General features: G+C 66.3%; 22 protein-coding genes. 10 read left to right on the top strand and 12 right to left on the bottom strand.

Annotated elements, in window-relative coordinates; all coding sequences use genetic code 11:
- Positions 1–351: 351 nt before the first annotated feature.
- The 5 genes from H5398_RS13495 to H5398_RS13475 all read right to left on the bottom strand — a co-directional run bounded on the left by H5398_RS13495 (position 352) and on the right by H5398_RS13475 (position 2724).
- Positions 352–669 (bottom strand): hypothetical protein, encoded by a 318-nt coding sequence (locus H5398_RS13495; protein ID WP_182800328.1) that lies wholly within the window; start codon positions 667–669, stop codon positions 352–354.
- A gap of 189 nt (positions 670–858) precedes the next feature.
- Positions 859–1029: a helix-turn-helix domain-containing protein gene (locus H5398_RS13490; protein ID WP_182800358.1), complete on the bottom strand. Its 171-nt coding sequence runs from the start codon at positions 1027–1029 to the stop codon at positions 859–861.
- A 139-nt stretch (positions 1030–1168) separates the two neighbouring features.
- A complete protein-coding gene (locus tag H5398_RS13485) occupies positions 1169–1411 on the bottom strand; it encodes a hypothetical protein (protein ID WP_182781068.1) in 243 nt (80 codons plus the stop codon).
- 10 nt (positions 1412–1421) lie between these two features.
- On the bottom strand, positions 1422–1658 hold the full coding sequence (locus H5398_RS13480) for a BrnT family toxin (protein WP_182800327.1): 237 nt from the start codon (positions 1656–1658) through the stop codon (positions 1422–1424).
- Between the two features lie 70 nt (positions 1659–1728).
- Positions 1729–2724, bottom strand: a complete 996-nt coding sequence (locus H5398_RS13475; RefSeq protein WP_182800345.1) for a tyrosine-type recombinase/integrase — start codon at positions 2722–2724, stop codon at positions 1729–1731.
- A gap of 352 nt (positions 2725–3076) precedes the next feature.
- Here H5398_RS13475 and H5398_RS13470 point away from each other — a divergent pair, with 352 nt between their 5' ends.
- The 6 genes from H5398_RS13470 (at position 3077) to H5398_RS13445 (ending at position 5933) form a co-directional block, all read left to right on the top strand.
- Positions 3077–3520, top strand: a complete 444-nt coding sequence (locus H5398_RS13470) for a helix-turn-helix domain-containing protein (protein WP_182800344.1) — start codon at positions 3077–3079, stop codon at positions 3518–3520.
- Between the two features lie 300 nt (positions 3521–3820).
- Positions 3821–4417 (top strand): hypothetical protein, encoded by a 597-nt coding sequence (locus H5398_RS13465; RefSeq protein ID WP_182800343.1) that lies wholly within the window; start codon positions 3821–3823, stop codon positions 4415–4417.
- 148 nt (positions 4418–4565) lie between these two features.
- Positions 4566–5096 (top strand): DUF3846 domain-containing protein, encoded by a 531-nt coding sequence (locus H5398_RS13460; RefSeq protein WP_182800342.1) that lies wholly within the window; start codon positions 4566–4568, stop codon positions 5094–5096.
- Positions 5093–5296, top strand: a complete 204-nt coding sequence (locus tag H5398_RS13455) for a hypothetical protein (protein WP_182800341.1) — start codon at positions 5093–5095, stop codon at positions 5294–5296. The genes H5398_RS13460 and H5398_RS13455 overlap by 4 nt, the downstream gene beginning before the upstream one ends.
- Before the next feature lie 42 nt (positions 5297–5338).
- Positions 5339–5575: a hypothetical protein gene (locus tag H5398_RS13450; protein ID WP_182800340.1), complete on the top strand. Its 237-nt coding sequence runs from the start codon at positions 5339–5341 to the stop codon at positions 5573–5575.
- 217 nt (positions 5576–5792) lie between these two features.
- On the top strand, positions 5793–5933 hold the full coding sequence (locus H5398_RS13445) for a hypothetical protein (RefSeq protein WP_182800339.1): 141 nt from the start codon (positions 5793–5795) through the stop codon (positions 5931–5933).
- 36 nt (positions 5934–5969) lie between these two features.
- Here the strand turns inward: H5398_RS13445 and H5398_RS13440 are convergent, their stop codons facing one another.
- The 4 genes from H5398_RS13440 to H5398_RS13425 are packed head-to-tail and all read right to left on the bottom strand — an operon-like array spanning position 5970 to position 9118.
- Positions 5970–6677, bottom strand: coding sequence for a hypothetical protein (locus H5398_RS13440; protein WP_182800338.1), 708 nt, complete (start codon positions 6675–6677; stop codon positions 5970–5972).
- Positions 6674–7408: an ABC transporter ATP-binding protein gene (locus H5398_RS13435; RefSeq protein WP_182800337.1), complete on the bottom strand. Its 735-nt coding sequence runs from the start codon at positions 7406–7408 to the stop codon at positions 6674–6676. Before H5398_RS13435 ends, H5398_RS13440 begins: the two co-directional genes overlap by 4 nt.
- Positions 7409–7410: 2 nt before the next feature.
- Positions 7411–8190: an ABC transporter permease gene (locus tag H5398_RS13430; protein WP_182800336.1), complete on the bottom strand. Its 780-nt coding sequence runs from the start codon at positions 8188–8190 to the stop codon at positions 7411–7413.
- On the bottom strand, positions 8180–9118 hold the full coding sequence (locus H5398_RS13425; protein WP_182800335.1) for an ABC transporter ATP-binding protein: 939 nt from the start codon (positions 9116–9118) through the stop codon (positions 8180–8182). Before H5398_RS13425 ends, H5398_RS13430 begins: the two co-directional genes overlap by 11 nt.
- 87 nt (positions 9119–9205) lie before the next feature.
- Here H5398_RS13425 and H5398_RS13420 point away from each other — a divergent pair, with 87 nt between their 5' ends.
- On the top strand, positions 9206–9847 hold the full coding sequence (locus H5398_RS13420; RefSeq protein ID WP_182800334.1) for a TetR/AcrR family transcriptional regulator: 642 nt from the start codon (positions 9206–9208) through the stop codon (positions 9845–9847).
- Here the strand turns inward: H5398_RS13420 and H5398_RS13415 are convergent.
- Together H5398_RS13415 and H5398_RS13410 are read right to left on the bottom strand one after the other, a co-directional pair.
- On the bottom strand, positions 9824–10747 hold the full coding sequence (locus tag H5398_RS13415; protein WP_182800333.1) for a hypothetical protein: 924 nt from the start codon (positions 10745–10747) through the stop codon (positions 9824–9826). The genes H5398_RS13420 and H5398_RS13415 overlap by 24 nt on opposite strands.
- A gap of 2 nt (positions 10748–10749) precedes the next feature.
- Positions 10750–11892: a ThiF family adenylyltransferase gene (locus H5398_RS13410; RefSeq protein WP_220489444.1), complete on the bottom strand. Its 1143-nt coding sequence runs from the start codon at positions 11890–11892 to the stop codon at positions 10750–10752.
- 343 nt (positions 11893–12235) lie between these two features.
- On the opposite strand from H5398_RS13410, the gene H5398_RS13405 reads away from it, so the two are divergent.
- Complete coding sequence (locus H5398_RS13405; protein ID WP_182800332.1) at positions 12236–13150, top strand: CPBP family intramembrane glutamic endopeptidase; 915 nt, start codon at positions 12236–12238, stop codon at positions 13148–13150.
- A 99-nt stretch (positions 13151–13249) separates the two neighbouring features.
- A complete protein-coding gene (locus H5398_RS13400) occupies positions 13250–14035 on the top strand; it encodes a DUF6338 family protein (RefSeq protein WP_182800331.1) in 786 nt (261 codons plus the stop codon).
- Between the two features lie 227 nt (positions 14036–14262).
- Here H5398_RS13400 and H5398_RS13395 read toward each other — a convergent pair whose 3' ends face one another.
- The gene (locus H5398_RS13395; RefSeq protein WP_182800330.1) at positions 14263–14589 is read right to left on the bottom strand and encodes a hypothetical protein; all 327 of its coding nucleotides are present in this window, start codon (positions 14587–14589) and stop codon (positions 14263–14265) included.
- Between the two features lie 51 nt (positions 14590–14640).
- Here H5398_RS13395 and H5398_RS13390 point away from each other — a divergent pair, with 51 nt between their 5' ends.
- On the top strand, positions 14641–15306 hold the full coding sequence (locus H5398_RS13390; RefSeq protein ID WP_182800329.1) for a hypothetical protein: 666 nt from the start codon (positions 14641–14643) through the stop codon (positions 15304–15306).
- Positions 15307–15564 lie beyond the last annotated feature (258 nt).

Raw genomic sequence — 15564 nt, 5'->3', positions numbered from 1 at the left:
GTGGAGCATAGGGGACTCGAACCCCTGTCTAAACGCTGCTGACTAGGAGCTTACCGAGGAGAAGGCAGCGCCGTGCTGCGAGTGTGCTACCAGCCAGACGATTCGCGGACTCCCGGCACCACACAACCGGCTCTGGCACTTCTCCTCCTCCACGCGCACAGCGTCCCGATCCGCTCTGTCCCGCGACCCGAACTGCTGCTGCTTGTAGCCCCTGACCACACCACCCTCGCGGGCTCGGTTAGCCTCAAGAACCGCCCGCGACAGCCGAGAGCCATGAGCCGGCTCTCGCGCTCATAATGCCGATGAGCGGGCACAACTCCCCCTTTCCACGTCACGAAGCCGAGTGCGAGATCAGGCTGTCTCCACGGTCTCCGACTCCTTGAGCCAGGAAAGCGCCGAGGAGACCGCTCGCTCATCGGTGTCGAGGAGGCGGAAGGCGGTGCCGATCAGTGAGTAGAACTGGTCGCCCCATGCAGTTCCGAGCTGTACGTTGCCGCCCCTGCTGAGCGAGAGGCTCGAGATGAGGTGCAGGCCGCGTAGGACGTTGAGGCACCGTTCCATCGCGTGGGCTTCAATCGACCACCCCTCGGAGCGCGCGACGCCGCTGGCCTGTTGATAAGCCTGATAAGCCTGCCGATAGAAGTCGAGGAGACCTATCTCCGTGGCCATGCTGCGGATGGACTTGCCTTGCGCGGGATGAACCGCCCGATCTATCTTCGAGACCGGCGGTTCAGGCCTCAACTACACCGTGGATTGTGATGAGCCACAAACCCCAATACTGGGGAGCGGCACTACATTGGGACAACAAGCGCCCCACCTCGAGGGTCTGTGCCCACGAAGCCGACGCCCGCAATGCGGTCACCCGGCCAGGGTCTTGAGGCCGCCGGCGCTCGCGACCACGAGTTCGTCCAGCTCGTCCAAATCGACCATCACCCGGCGTCCAACTCGGTACCGGATCAGGGAACCGTCGCTGAAGCGTCGGGTCAAGGTCTTGGGATGAACACGAATGTACTCAGCGGCTTCATTCAGGGAGGCCCACCGCGCGCGCCCGCTCTCGGTGTGGGGGCTGAGGTGTTACGGGTGCTCATCAAGGATCCTCTCGCTCATACCCCTATGAACCCCCACGGCCGACACCCAGCGTGAGAGGGGCCATTTGAACTGCGACGGTTCAGTCGCGACCGAAGCGCTGATAGGCAGCCTGACGGGTTGTGTCGAGCGCGGCCCCGATAACGGTCCAGGAGTCGCCGGCCTCGCGGGCCTCGTGTACTGCTTCTCGCAGTTCCTGTTCGGCCTCCGCCACCGCCTTCCGGGCAGCGAGAATCCGGCGGAAGTGCGCGGCGTCGCGGGCTGGGTTCGTACGGACGTCTAGCTGGTCCAGCCCGGTCGAGTCATTGTGTGTCTTGATGGTCATGGCGTTCACCTCACCTCAGGTAGTCGTAGAACTTCGGTCGTAGTCGATCAGCGTGGATGATCCGAGTCGGTTCATCTGCAGGCACAGCAACGAGTTCCAGCAAGCGTCCGTGCTGGTCAGGCCCGATCACCAACAGGCGTTCCTGACCGTTGTATTCATACTCGACGAGCCTTATGGCGTGGTGCCAAGCATGTTCGATCTCTGCATCCGTGATCCCGTGCTTGCGCGCCGAACCGCGGATCTCCATGTGTAAAGACTACCTTTACATCCTGCCCTCGTCAAGGGAGCCTTTACACGTAGAGAGGCGATCGGGGGCCTCATGCCACGACGACCGTGAGGCCCTTGAGCGCTTCGTCCTGCTTGGGACCGACGCTCTCGACCCGGCGTGGGAAGACGCGGCTGTAGACCTCAAGCGCCATCCGCGAGTCGCTCCACCCCAGCAAGAGCATGACTTCCGCGATCGTGTACCCCTCGCTGAAGAGCCACGCGGCGTACGAAGCACGCAGGTCGTGCAGCGTGATGTGGTCCTCCGTCGGCACCGGCAGACCCTTCCGCCACAATCGGCGCCGCTCCGCCTCCGGGGTCCGCAACCCCATGTTGGCCAGCGCCCTGTTATGACGACGGTCTGCCTCAGCCGGCCCCATCGGCTTGCCATCCGCGACGGTGAACACGAGCTGCTCCGGCGACCTCGGATGCAACGTGAGGTGATCCCGCAGGATCGTCACCAACGTCGTCGACATCGGCAGCGAGCGGATGCCGGCCGACGTCTTGGGAACCTTCACACCCACGCGGTAGGCATCGCCGTCCTTGCCATGCTCGATCGCCTGGCGCACCAGGATCCGCCGCCCCTCGAGGTCGAGGTCCATCCGACGCAGACCCCGGACTTCAGCGGATCTCAACCCGCCCAGGGCCACCGTGGCCAACATCGCCACGTGCTGGGGTTCGGCGGCCTGCAGATAGCGTCGTACATCGTCCAGGTCGAACACGTGACGCTGCTCCATCGCCTTCGTCTGTCGCGGGATACCCACGCCGGCGGCGGGGTTCTTGTCGATCCACCCCCAATGCGCCGCCTTAGCCAACAACTCACTGAACAGCGCCAACGACGACCGGTCGCGGCGGCGCTCAGCACCCAGCGGGCCCTGGCGCCATTGCCACACGTCGTCGTGGGTGATGGTCTTCACGTCACGCTCGGCCCCCCAGTGGGGAACGATCCGCAGACGCCAGTCTTGCTCATACGCGGTCAGCGTGGACAGGGCCAGCGGCCGCGGGCGCTGGGCCAGGAACCGGTCATAGGTTTCCTGAAGAGTTCGCACCTTCGGCCGTCGGGCCTCGACTTCCTCGGGCGCAAGCCACTCCCTCGCTCAATGGCGCGCTCCTGGAGTCCCAGCCAGTGGTCCACATCGCTCTTGTGGGTGAAAGTCGTCGGAGCAACCACCCTCCTGCCCGGATCGTCCGGATGCGTGAAGCTCGCCTGATACCGCTTGCTCGGCAGGCGTCGGATGTATCCAAACCGTCTCATGCGAGTAGGAACCCCGCCAGAGCGCCGCTGGCGCGTGCGATGAACGTGCGATCTCAAAGCTCTGCTTTGTCCCTCTGAGGGCACTTGGGTCCAAGGTGGAACAAGTAAACTCCCTAGTCAAAGGCGTTTGACTAGGGAGTTCTGCTGTGGAAACCCTGGGAAACTACTCGAATCTCAGGGGTGGCGAAAACACGGCGTTGGCGCTCATCGGGGACGCCCGCCGGTGCCAGACACCTACGGGGAATCGAAACGAACGGAGCCTCCAGAAGCAAGTCCGGCTGACGGAGACGCAGATCGCGGAGCTCCTCGAGGCGTACAAGAAGGGCGACTCGGTCTACGCGCTCGCTCGGCGGTTCGGTGTCCACCGCACGACGGTGTCGGAACACCTCCACCGCGCAGGTGTTCCGACACGCGCAGTCAGATTGGTCGTGCTGGACGACCAGACACGGGATCGGGTCCTGGACGCGGCACGCTCGGGCATGGCGGTGAAGCGTATCGCTACGTTGGTCGGGGCGACGGAGCGCGTCGTTGCTCGAACGCTTGATGAGGCGGGAGTACCGCGACGACGAAGCGACAGCGCGCTTGCCTGATCGACACCTTGCCCTGGGGCTCCATGCTCGTTTCCCGCCGCTGGCCCCAGAGCCGGTTGACTTCCGCTGTGGCGCGCTCGTCATCGTCCATGTGTTCGAGGTCATCACCCCGCGGCACGGTGTTGTCGTGCTTTTCACAACGTTTCGGTGTGACGGTTGACGGCGCGAACCGATCGCGTATAACAGGCTCCAGTCCCGGTGCTCTGCCGTCCCGGGACGCCCTGCCTCGTTGGTGGCCTGCGGCTTACGAGAGAACCCGAAAGGGGTTCTCGGCCGCTCCCATCAAGGAGGTGGCTCGCCATGAGCCAGATGTCCCTCACCGGGGAGGCGGGCGGCTACGCCCCGAACTCCGGTGCCTCGTCGTACGACGAGATCCGACCGCTGTCCGTGCGGATGCGTGAGAGCATCCGCGCCCAGCTGGACGTGCTCGCCCAGCTGAACGACCGCAGCGTCACCGAGGAGACCCGGTTGGCGCTGGAGCACTGGGTCGAACGCGCCAAGACCGATCCGTCGCTCAAGGAGCGCGCCGATCGCGTCCGCGCCGAGATCGATCAGGAGGTCGAGCAGCGGCGCCGCTCGGCCGAGCGCGATGCCGAGCACCGTCGTCAGGCCATCGCTGCTGTTCTCGGCACCGATGCCGCCGACGCGTCGGAGAGCGTGGAGGAGGCGGAGTCCGATGAGGACACCGACCTCGACCCGGACCAGGCCGATCTGCCCGACGACAGCGAGCAGAACGACCAGACGGAGCCCGGCGAACCCGAGCAGGCCGAAACGCCTGCGGAGGAGCCGGCGGAGACGGCGGACGAGTCGGAGCCGCCTGTGAAGCAGGCACGCATCCGGCGCGGCAAGGCCGCGTCTCGCACGTCCCGCACTGCGGACGAGGCGAGGGCGAGCTGAGTCACCACCTGCGGGGAGTGCCCCGGAGTCGAGACTGATCGAGGTCTCCTCCGGGGCGCTCCCCCAACTCACACGCCTCGTTGCTGCTCAGCGGTCTCACTGGCGATCCATCCCGGATCGCCGGCCGCTCGCATCAAGGAGGTGCACCATGCCGCAAGGCGTCTTCATCCCCGCCGACCAGGAACACCCCCCGGAACGTCGGGACGTCCACGCGCTGGACGACTACCGGGCCACCGTCGGCAGGAACATCGAGGCTGTCGACCTGCCGGAGGCCGAAGCGACCCTCTTCATCAACGAGGAGGGGTGGCTGCGCCTGCTGCCTGTCAACGCGAGAGCGACTCTGCTGTGGTGGCTGTGGGTACCGGCAGCACGTCGGGCACGGAGCGTTCTCCTCGGCGACGCCATCCTGGTCGGCGCTTCCGACCGCCGAGGCGAGACGAGCGATGTTCCCGAGGATCTGGCTGCCAGCTTGCTGCATCCTCACGGGCACGGGATCGAACTCCGCGTCCCCGGGGGCAGCCGGTGGCACCCCGTCCCGGCGCACTTCCCGAGCTACCACCAGGCGGTTGCGCAGGCGATCTCGCTGATCGACGAGTGGCAGCCTGTCGAGCACGTGCGCATCGTTCGCCTTGCCAAGCAGGCCGGTACCTCGAGCGAGATCGAAGGGGACGCATCGTGACGACCGCGCTGCTCATCCCGTGCATCATCGACCAGCCCCTCGAGGTTCGGCAGATCGCCGGGTTCAGGGACATCCAGCGGCTGGCCGACATGGTCATCCCGGTGGACATCGCCTCGCAGCAGGTGACGATGTGGCTCGACGCGCACGACCGCTACAACGGCCTGCCGCTGAACCTCCGTGCCTCATCGCTGCGCTGGTAGTGGGATCCCGGCGCACGGCACCTCCCGGCGCTGCACGGCGACGTGCTGCTGGTCGGCGATGTCGGCTCCACCCTCGCGGTCGGAGACGTACCGGAGGAGCTGCTGGACGCGCTACAACGGCCTGGCCCGCATCACGTCGAGCTCCGGCTCACCGCGGGCAGCCCTTGGGAACGCCACCCGGACGAGCACGAGACGTACGCCGACGCCGCCTTCTGGGCGGTCAGGCGCCAAGAGCGCAACGGCGACAACCGCATCGCTCGCATCGCCCCGCCCGCGTAGGCGCGACAACAACAAACAAAGGAGCCCGTCCCGGCATCGAGAACCACGAGTTCTCTGCCGGGGCGCGGCTCCTCATTTCATATCGTCGACTACGCCGGCCACCAAGCGCAAGAGCGAGCCTCCCCGATGGGAGGTACGCCTGGGCTCGACGGTCATCGGCTGGATCGAGGCACGCAAGATCGGCAGCGCATCGGCCACGTTCTACTTCGCGTACGGCGTGCTTCGCACTACCGGGGAGACCATCAACCTTGAGAGCAGCATCGAGTTCGACGAGCGGGTCGACCTGCTGCGGCGCTTCCACGCCGACCCGATGGTCGCTGAGCAGCACCTCCGGCTCGGGTATAGCGGCGACAGTTGACGACGTTGACAAACCTCAGCAGATCGGTCCAGAGGCTCAGAGGACTTCGTCGACGCGGATTCTGCGTGTCTGGATGCCGAGCATGACGACGGCGATTGCGATGCTGGCGGCGGTTGCGAGCCAGGTGAGCCAGGGGGTGCCGTTGAGGGAGACGGCGACGGCGTTGCCGAGGAGTGCGATGAGGATGATCGCGGCGACGATGGTGGCGATCGTGGAGCGTCGCCAGATGCCGATCGCGCCTGCGATGGCGGTGATGCTGACAGTGAGAAGTACAACGCAGCTCGTCGAGAGCAGTGCGGTCAGCCAGAGCGCGCCGTCGTGGACGTCGCTGACGATGGGCGTGAAGGACTCGGTGAGGAGGAATACGCTGACGGCGGCGCCGTATCCGACGAGGCTCGCCGCTGCGATGACGAGGGCGTAGGCGGTGTTCTTGGCCTGGAAGAGCGGGCCGCGTCCGCCGGGATAGCTGTAGAGGGCGATCCGGCGGTTCCCGATGTAGTCGGCGACGATGCGGCGGGCGTAGATGACGGAGCCGTAGACGACGAGCACGCAGAGTGCGACGGTGAGTGCGAGTGGGATGACGGCTTCGTAGCTGCGGAGCATGGCGCTGTCGGGGCTATCGTCGAGTCGTCCGACGACGGCGAAGAAGTAGAGTGCCGCGAGGAGCGAGCCTGCGGCTGTCAGCGAGACAAACAGCGAGGTGTGGCGGTATCGGTTGAGTTCAAGCCGGAGGAGCCGGGTCATCGGAAGCCTCCTGCGACACTGTCTCGGTAGAAGGCTTCGAGTCCGCCGTCGGTGCTGTCGAGGACGGTTCGGATGTCTTTCTTTGGGCCGAGTCGTCCGTCGGTGAGGACGGCGACGGTGTGGGCGGTGCGTTCGAGTTCGGTGAGGATGTGACTGGCGATCACGATGGCGGTGCCGTGTTCCGCGAGGGACGCGAGCAGTTCGCGGAGGTCGGCGATGCCGGTCGGGTCCAGGCCGTTGGCTGGTTCGTCGAGCACGACAAGCTCGGGGCGGTGCCCGATGGCGCGCGCCAGGGCGAGGCGTTGTTTCATGCCGAGGGAGAACGAGGCGACGGGCGTATCGGCGGCGGCGGTGAGGCCGACCCGCTCGAGAAGCTCGTCCACGGGTGCGGGTGGGGTGATCCCGAGAAGGTCGAAGTGCAGGTCGAGGACGGTGCGCGCGGTGGCGGCGGGGTGGAACTCGGGCGCTTCGATGGTCGCGCCGATGCGTGACAGGAGGCCGTCGCGGGTGGTGTCCGAGAGCGTGTGCCCGAGGATCGTGATGGTTCCCGAGGTGGGGAACGTCAGGCCGGCGATGGTCTTGAACAGAGTCGTCTTCCCCGCGCCGTTGGGTCCGATGATCGCGCAGATCTCGCCCGGTGTGACCGCGAGGTCGCAGGACGTGAGGATCTCCCGGCCGGCGATGGTCTTGGTGAGTTGGCTGATCTGGAGGGTCGGTTGGGTTGTCGTCATCGCTACCGCCTCTTGCGCAGCGCGAGATACGCGGCGAGATATGCCGCCCCTGCCCATGCGGCGACGACGATGATGTTCAGAACTTGGCTTTCGCCGGCGTGGAAGGTGGCTTCGCGGATGATGTCGCCGAGGGGTGTGAACGGGAGGAACTGGTGGAGGGTGACGGCCCATTCGGGGAGGCGTTCGGCGGGGAACGTGATCGGTGAGAACAGCAGACCGCCGATCATGATGACCTGGGTCGCGAGGGAGGTTGCACCGGTGGGCAGCCAGAGCGCGATGGCATATCCGATGCTGACCGCGGTGAACTGTGCTCCGAGGATCGCGGCGATGGTGAACAGGTCGATGTGGATGTCGAGGCCGAAGCGCAGGAACGCGGCGAGCATGCCGATGGCGATCCCGGGCAGCGCTGCAAGGCTCCAGACGACGGCGTCGGCGAGGAGGATCGCCGAGCGCGGCACCGGGAGGGTCTTCTGGTAGTCCAGGAGCCCTTCCTGCTTCGAGGTGCTCATGATCTGCGGGGCGAGCACGCAGCCGACGGCGATGATCCCGAGCGTCCACGCGCCGGAAGAGAGGTAACGGGCAGCTTCCTGGTCGACGTCGGGGATCATCAGCGCGAGGCCGTAGACGATCGCGACGGCGAACAGTGCCTGCACGGCGGTGAAGGCCGGCAGCAGGTACTTGTGGCGCGTCAGGCTCCACCGGACAAGGCCCCACCAGCTGACCAGCCAGGCGCGTTTGCGAGGCACGGCGAGCGTCGGTGTCGTGAGAGCGTCAACGGCCATTGGTGATCCCTTCGTAGAGGGTCTCGAGTGATGCCGGGGCGAGCGCGTAGCTGTCCGCTGCACCTGTGGCGACCAGCTGGAGTACCCACTCGATCGCGGCCGGAATCTGCGCGGGTTCCAGGTCGAGCGTGAGCTGCCCGTCTTCGTCGACGGAGTGCGCTGTGGCGGGTGGGGTCGAAGGGATCTCCGTGCCTGGACGTACGGACACGGTGAGCGTGGCGGTTCGAGCCTGCCGGGCCAGTTGCCTCGGCGTGCTGTCGACGAGAACGGCACCCTTCTGCAGCAGCACATACCGGTCGGCGGCACGCTGAACCTCGAGGAGGTTGTGCGTGACGACCACGACCGTGTGGCCGGCGTCGGCGAGACGGCGCAGATGCCGCCAGATGAGCGGACGGCGGACCGGATCGACGTCGTTGGTGGGCTCGTCGACCAGCAGCACCGGCGGGGGCGCGACCACGGCCATCGCGTAGGACGTCAGCCGGCGCAGGCCACCGGAGAGCTTCTCACCGCCGGTGTCCTTCCACTCGCCGATGTCGAGCGAGTCGATCAGGTCGAGCGCGGCCCGCTTCGCATCCGCCGCGGGCAGGCCCCTTAGCCGGGCGATCGACGTGATCGCCTGCAACGGCGTCACACCCGTCAGCGGCGCGTACATCTGCGGCATCATCGCCGCGACCCGACGAGCAAGGTCCGGCGCGGCAACGAGGGATGACGCGCCGTAGCGGATGTCGCCGGAGGTGGGTTTCACCGTCCCGATGATCTGGTTGAGGAGCGTGGTCTTGCCCGCCCCGTTGTGCCCGATGAGCGCGACCAACTCACCCGGCCGGAACGTCAGGCTGATGGCTTGGTTCGCCGCAACACCCCCTCGCTTGTAGGTCTTAGTGACCTGATCCAGCGAGAGCGCGTCGGCGCGTGGCGTTGCACTCGTCATACTCAGATACTAGCAGTATCTGAAATCGGGGTCAATGGGTCGGCGAGGCTCAGGGGCGCCTGATCGGCCTGCTTTACAATGGAGTTCATGGCACGGATGAACCGCGATCAGCAGCAGCAGCACAACAGGGTGCTGCTGCTTGAGGCGGCCGAGCGCATCTTCGCCACTCGCGGCGTCGCTGGCGCGTCCCTTGATGACGTGGCGCTGGAGGCCGGGCTGACCAAGGGCGCGGTCTACTCGAACTTCCGCAACAAGGGCGAGTTGATCCTGGAGGTGATCCGGTATCGGCAGACGCTCTCGCAGGAAGCGCAGGACTTCCACGCGATCCTCGATCGCGCCAGCAACGACTATGAGCGGCTCGAAGCCTGGTGCGACATCTGGGTACTCACCGCCAAGAGCGGCGACCGCTCCAGCTACGCGCGGCTGCTGTTCGACTTCATCCCCTACGCGCTGCGGGACGAGCACCTCACAGCCAAGTTCCTCGAGTTCATCTCCCCGGCCGATGACATCCCGGCTGGCGCGTCCCCGATCCCGACCGACAGCAGGTTCGCGCGCATCCCCCCCGGCGACCAGTTCCGCATCCTGACGGCCCTCGACCTGGGACTGTCCGCGTTGGGATTGTTTGACCCTGAGAACGTCAAGCCAGAGCTCTACAAGACGGCTGTGCTGTCACTGGCGCAGACGCTCTACGACGCCAGCGACCAGTCAGAGTACGCCCAGCAGACGTAGTACCGCAGGGGCGAACCACACCGCGAACAGCGCGAGCTCGGCGAGCACGCCGACAGCGACGACCGCCGACCACAACCAAGCCGAACGCGGCGCGGGCGTCCACAGCCTCGCGGTGAGTGCCCGCCTGGTATCGGTATTGATCGTGGGGTTGTCGATGAGCATCTTCGCGATGTGTCGCCCGTCGCAGTTCCGGTGGAACCGCAGCTGCCACACGATCCGCATGACCATGACGGTCACCGCGACGGTCGCCACCCACGCTCCGGTCGTGCCGCGCAATACGAGCGCTACGGTCAGGAACGCGAGGTCGACGACGATCCCCGCGGACACCGCCGCCAGCCGTGGAGACGCCGGCCAGGCCCACACGTGCGTCAGATTCGTCGTCGCAGATGCCCGGCGCACCCTCACCCGGACGGAGCCGCGCCGGCGCCCGAACGCCCGGCCGAACACCACATGCGCAAGCTCATGAGGCACCGCCGTGACGATCGCGACACCTACCGCGACAGTCGCGGCGAGCAGCGGATGCGGGCCGGCCGAGATCGCATCCGCGCCGGTCGGCACGCCACCCTGCAGCAGAAGCGCGGCCGAGGTGGTGGAAAGGGCCGCGCCGAGCGCCCACAGCGATGCTCGCGCCGCTCTCCAACCGGCACTGACCGGTGCGCTCGGAGGTCGCAGCGACACGTCGGCGGAGCCGTCTGTGAAACCGGCATCCGAGAGCGTTTCGGCCAGTGGACCGAGGGTGGAATCGACCTCGATGCCGCCCGGATCGCGCAACGCCTTCGCCACCGCCTCGGTGACCACGAGAGGCTCCGAGTCCTCGGCGACCGCCACCCACATGCCATCGCGAAGCTCACGGATCTGCACGGGCTTCAGCTGCACGGTGACCTCTGGCGTTCCGGCCACGATCAGACCTGCTGGAGGTAGTGCCCGAAGACTTCCCAGGTGGAGGGGTCGCCGGTGCCGCATGTCGGGCAGTCCTCCGGTAGGCGGGGCCAGGACGGATGCGCGAACGCGGAGCCGTCCTCGAAGTTGACCTCGAACTGGGTCCCGAGGGATCGCGGTGGGGCGTAGCCGGTCAGGACGCGGATCGCCTCGTCGACGATCGTCGCCGTGAGGATGAAGATGGACGGCCCATATGCGATGGACGGCGGGTCGAAGCCCAGCTCGCTGAACGCGGCGAACTGCGACACGAACTGCGGGTCCCGCTGCGAGTAGTGGACATTCAGGCAGTCGAAGCATCCGGTCTGTCCCGGCACGACCGTGAAGACACGCCCGCGGCTCACCTGGGACGCGGCGAACACGCACGGGATGCCCGCCCCTACGATCGCCTTGTTCACGATCCGCTGAGCCACGAACGGCGGCTCGTCGATCGCAGAGATGACGAGATCCTTGCCGGCCAAAAGCGCAGCGACGTCTTCGACCGAGTCGATGCGCTGCTGACGGGCATCGATCCGGATGTCAGAGTTCATCTGCGCGATCGCGTCCGCTGCGGCGAGAGCCTTCGACCGACCCACGTCGGCCTCCCGGTACAGCAGCTGCCGGCCCAGATTGCCCTCCTCGACAACGTCGTGGTCGACGATCGTGACGGACGCCGGGCCGAGGCCTGCCAGCAGGGTCAGGATGTTCGAGCCACCCCCGCCGAGCCCGAGAAGGAGGATGTTCGATGCGCTGATCCGCCGTTGCGGAGCGAACCGATCGCCGTCCATGCCGATGAAGCGGCTGAAGTAGTTGACGTTAGCTCGGTAACGGGCGCCAACACCCGACTCGGCACCGGGGAAGCTCTCCTCAAGGAACCCTTCCTGGTCGAGGAGAGTGATCCCGTCGAGGACGTCCTGCTCCGTCAGCTCAGGGAACTCCCGCTGCACGGCCTGAACGACATCGGGCAGCGGGCGGCCGTCGAGGGCGGCGACAAGCGACCAGAGCTGATGCTCGGGGTCGTCGAACTCCGCGGTGATGCCCAGTTGCGCACCGATCCGGAAGACGCGGTCGTCCAGCCGGTACGCGGGGTAGATCGGCTTGAGTCGAGGACGAGAGGGCGACGTGGCCACGGAATGCTCCTTGCTTCTCTCGGGTACAGAAGAGTGGGCCGCCAGCAGTCGAGAGCGCTGGCGGCCCGGCGGAATACACGCATGCGCTCCGCCCGTCGGGAGCATCAGACGATGATCCACCACACAGTCGCCTCGACCTTCTCGGCACGGCGCACGGTCACGTTCTTCATCGGTTCCACCTCCCCTCTGCGGTCACAGACCTTGCCCCGTCACTGCCGGGCAAGTCATACGGATTCGGGTTACCCGCAATCAAAGACTAGGGGTATCTGGATACTGACAGTATTTGTAGTCTGAGTCAAGAGTCCGAGTCACGAACCGACAACAACCGACGATCGGAGCAGGCATGCAGCGCTCAACGACGGCAGCTGATGGACGCCGCGGCCGCGAGCTGCCATTGCGGGCACTGGGCGAGCGACCCTGGGTTCAACTCGCGGTTGGCGTCCCGCTCGGCCTTCTCGCCGCCTCCGTCGCCGGAATCACACAAGTGGGGATCGCTTACGGACTCCAGGGCGCGCAGTCCTGGGACGACGCGCTCTCCACGCCGTGGCCGGGTCAGCCCATCGGCATGGTGCTCCAGGTCGCGGCGGCCATCCTCGTCATGTGGTTCGTGGCGACCAGGATCGCAGGCAGACCCGTCTACGAACTCGAACGCCAGGGCGCGATCCGCGAGCTCGCATACGGAGGGGCCATCGGCGCCGGCATCGTCACCATCACCGTCCTACTGCTCCTCGGCGTAGGCGCCTACGAGATAACCGACGTCACCGTCGGGCGCGGGCTCCTCACAGGAATCCTCCTCGGCCTCGGTAGCGCCTTCGGGGAAGAGGTCGTCATGCGCGGCATCCTGCTCCGCGTCCTCATCGGCAAACTCGGCACCGCCGCAGCGCTCGCCATCACCTCGCTCGCCTTCGGTCTCCTCCACCTCGGCAACCCTCACTCGTCACTGCTCGGCGCCGTCGGCGTCGCGCTCCAAGCCGGGCTCCTCTTCGGCGCCGCGTACCTCCTGACACGACGCCTCTGGCTGGCAATCGGCATACACGCCGCCTGGAATTTCACGCAAACCGCGATCTTCGGGCTCAACGTCTCCGGCGTGCCCACAGAACCGGGCCTGCTCGTCGCCCGCCTCCAAGGCCCCGAATGGCTGTCAGGCGGCGAGGTCGGTATCGAGGGGTCGGTCATCACTATCGCGCTCGGCCTGATCGTAAGTCTCGTCATGCTCCGCGCGGCGATCGCGAAGAAACCACCAGCATCCCCGTCGTGATCACACGTGCCAAGCATGGTTGATCGAGAGGATCAGCCGAGGTTCCGTACCGCGGTACGGTGAGCGTTGACCACGTGCCGAGCCGCTGAGAGGTAGATCATGGGCGACATCCCGAGCAACAGCTTCGCCGTCGCCGCCGTGATCGTGCTGGCGTTGCCCGGCATCATCTTCTCGGGTGTGAGGCACTGGCTTCGAGGAGAACGCCCAGGAGAACGCAACCCCGGTCTAGTGCTGGCGCGCAGCTTTGTGTTCTCCGTCGTCCTCGCGGGTGTGTACCTGATGCTCTTCGGCGGCTGGCTATTCGACGGCATCGCCCCGGGATCAGAAGCGGACACGCTCGTCGTCAGCGACCCTCGCGCCGTCGGTGGGGTTGTGACGGTGTTCTTCGCGCTGATCCCCGCTCTGATCGCGCTGATCGTCTATCGTCGTGACGTCCGGGTGGAGCCGTCCGCTGAGAACAGTCCGGCATGGATCCGCGGCGCCTGGACGGGTGTGCAGCGGGCAAGCGCCTGGGTGGACAGGAAGCTCGACTGGCTCCCGTGGATGACCTCCCGCCACGGATACATCGACATCGCGTCACCGTGGGAGAAAGCGAACCGCGACAACAAGGACGCCGCCTGGGTGAAGATCCAACGCGAGAACGGGCAGTGGATCGGCGGATGGCTGACGCACGGATCGCTCGCGGCCGCCTACCCGGAGCAGCACCAGCTCTACATCGACCAGCAGTACGAGATGACCGCGGACGGCGACTTCGGCGATGCTCTCACCGACACGGGCGTTTGGATCGTCGTCGGCGACAAGGACGTCGTCTCGTGGATCAAGAGCGGGCGCATCGCAGCCCGCGAGGAACAGGCCAAGCAGAACAAGCGGAGGATCGTCTCATGACCGACGGCAACGGGCAGCAGGGATCGGGCAGCAACGAGACCACACGTCGGCTCACCGAACGCGGTATCGGATCAGGCGAGTACACGCCACCGCCCCCACCGCCCCCTGCGAGGGGCAACGGATCGCAGGCAAGCAGCTCCTCAACAGCATCAGAGAACAACGAGTAACGGCGCCCCGGAGCCTCGAGATTCCGCTACCGCAGCTGCGCCAGGAGAGCTAGTTGCAGCTCAATCGGGCGCGGACGCACCGAGCAGTCTCTTGCGGTGCTGGCTGAGGGCTCCTTCGTGTGCGAGCCAGAACCCCACCGCGTCGGCGTTGCGCAGATGCCACGGGCCGTTCACGGTGCCCAGCAGCTTGTCCGCTGTCGCCTCCGAGGCGGGCGGGGGCACGGGACCGACAAGCACGGGGATCGAGAGGCCGAGCGACCAGTCCACGAGGGCGGAGTACACGGCATCGAGACTGGCGCCTTCTACTTGGGTGTCGATGACGAGGTAGTAGACGAGGTCGCTGATCGTATCTTTCGGCCATGTAGCGGCATCGGTTTCGAGCGCCACTACACGACCAAGAAGCACAGCCCGGAGTTCCTCCGCGCGTTCCGTGCGCTCATGGCCGACACCGTCGGCGACGCCGACGAAGCCCAGCGGCTCCTCAAGAAGCAGCTCGACAGTCAACTGGCCGCGCTCGACGTGCAGGAAGAGAACCTGCTCGACCTCGCCGCCGACGGCACCGTCGCGTCTGCCAAGATCAAGGCCAGGCTCCGGAAGATCGGGCAGGAACGCGAACGCCTCGTCACCCAGCGCGACGCCGTCACCGTCGACCTCACCGCCGGGGCACGGTTCCTCGACGCCCAACTCAGCCTGCTGGAGAATCCGCATGAGCTGTACAAGGACACCACCGACGAAGTCCGCCGCCGCCTCAACCAGGCCGTGTTCGGCGCGATCTACATCACCGATGAGGACGTCATCGGCTCTCGCCTCACCGCGCCACACGGCGAACTGTTCGCCGCCGAAGCCGCCTACCAGGCCGCAACCCTCGGCCTCGACCAGGACGCCATCCGGCGGCACTTCGCCGCCGCGTTCGCCCTCGGACAGGGCACCATCCCCACCAAAGACAAAGAGACCGCCCCGAAGGGCGGTCTCTTTGCTGACTACTCAACAGTGGCGACAACGGCCTGGAGCTCACTCTTCACCGCCTCTGCAGCAGGTGCGGTTTCGAGTAAGCCTCACATGGTGGAGCATAGGGGACTCGAACCCCTGTCTAAACGCTGCTGACTAGGAGCTTACCGAGGAGAAGGCAGCGCCGTGCTGCGAGTGTGCTACCAGCCAGACGATTCGCGGACTCCCGGCACCACACAACCGGCTCTGGCACTTCTCCTCCTCCACGCGCACAGCGTCCCGATCCGCTCTGTCCCGCGACCCGAACTGCTGCTGCTTGTAGCCCCTGACCACACCACCCTCGCGGGCTCGGTTAGCCTCAAGAACCGCCCGCGACAGCCGAGAGCCATGAGCCGGCTCTCGCGCTCATAATGC

The organism is Tessaracoccus sp. MC1679, from assembly GCF_014164775.1.
Classification (GTDB): domain Bacteria; phylum Actinomycetota; class Actinomycetes; order Propionibacteriales; family Propionibacteriaceae; genus Arachnia.
The sequence above is the reverse complement of the archived record's forward strand: the minus strand, read 5'-3'. Positions and strand labels throughout refer to the sequence as shown.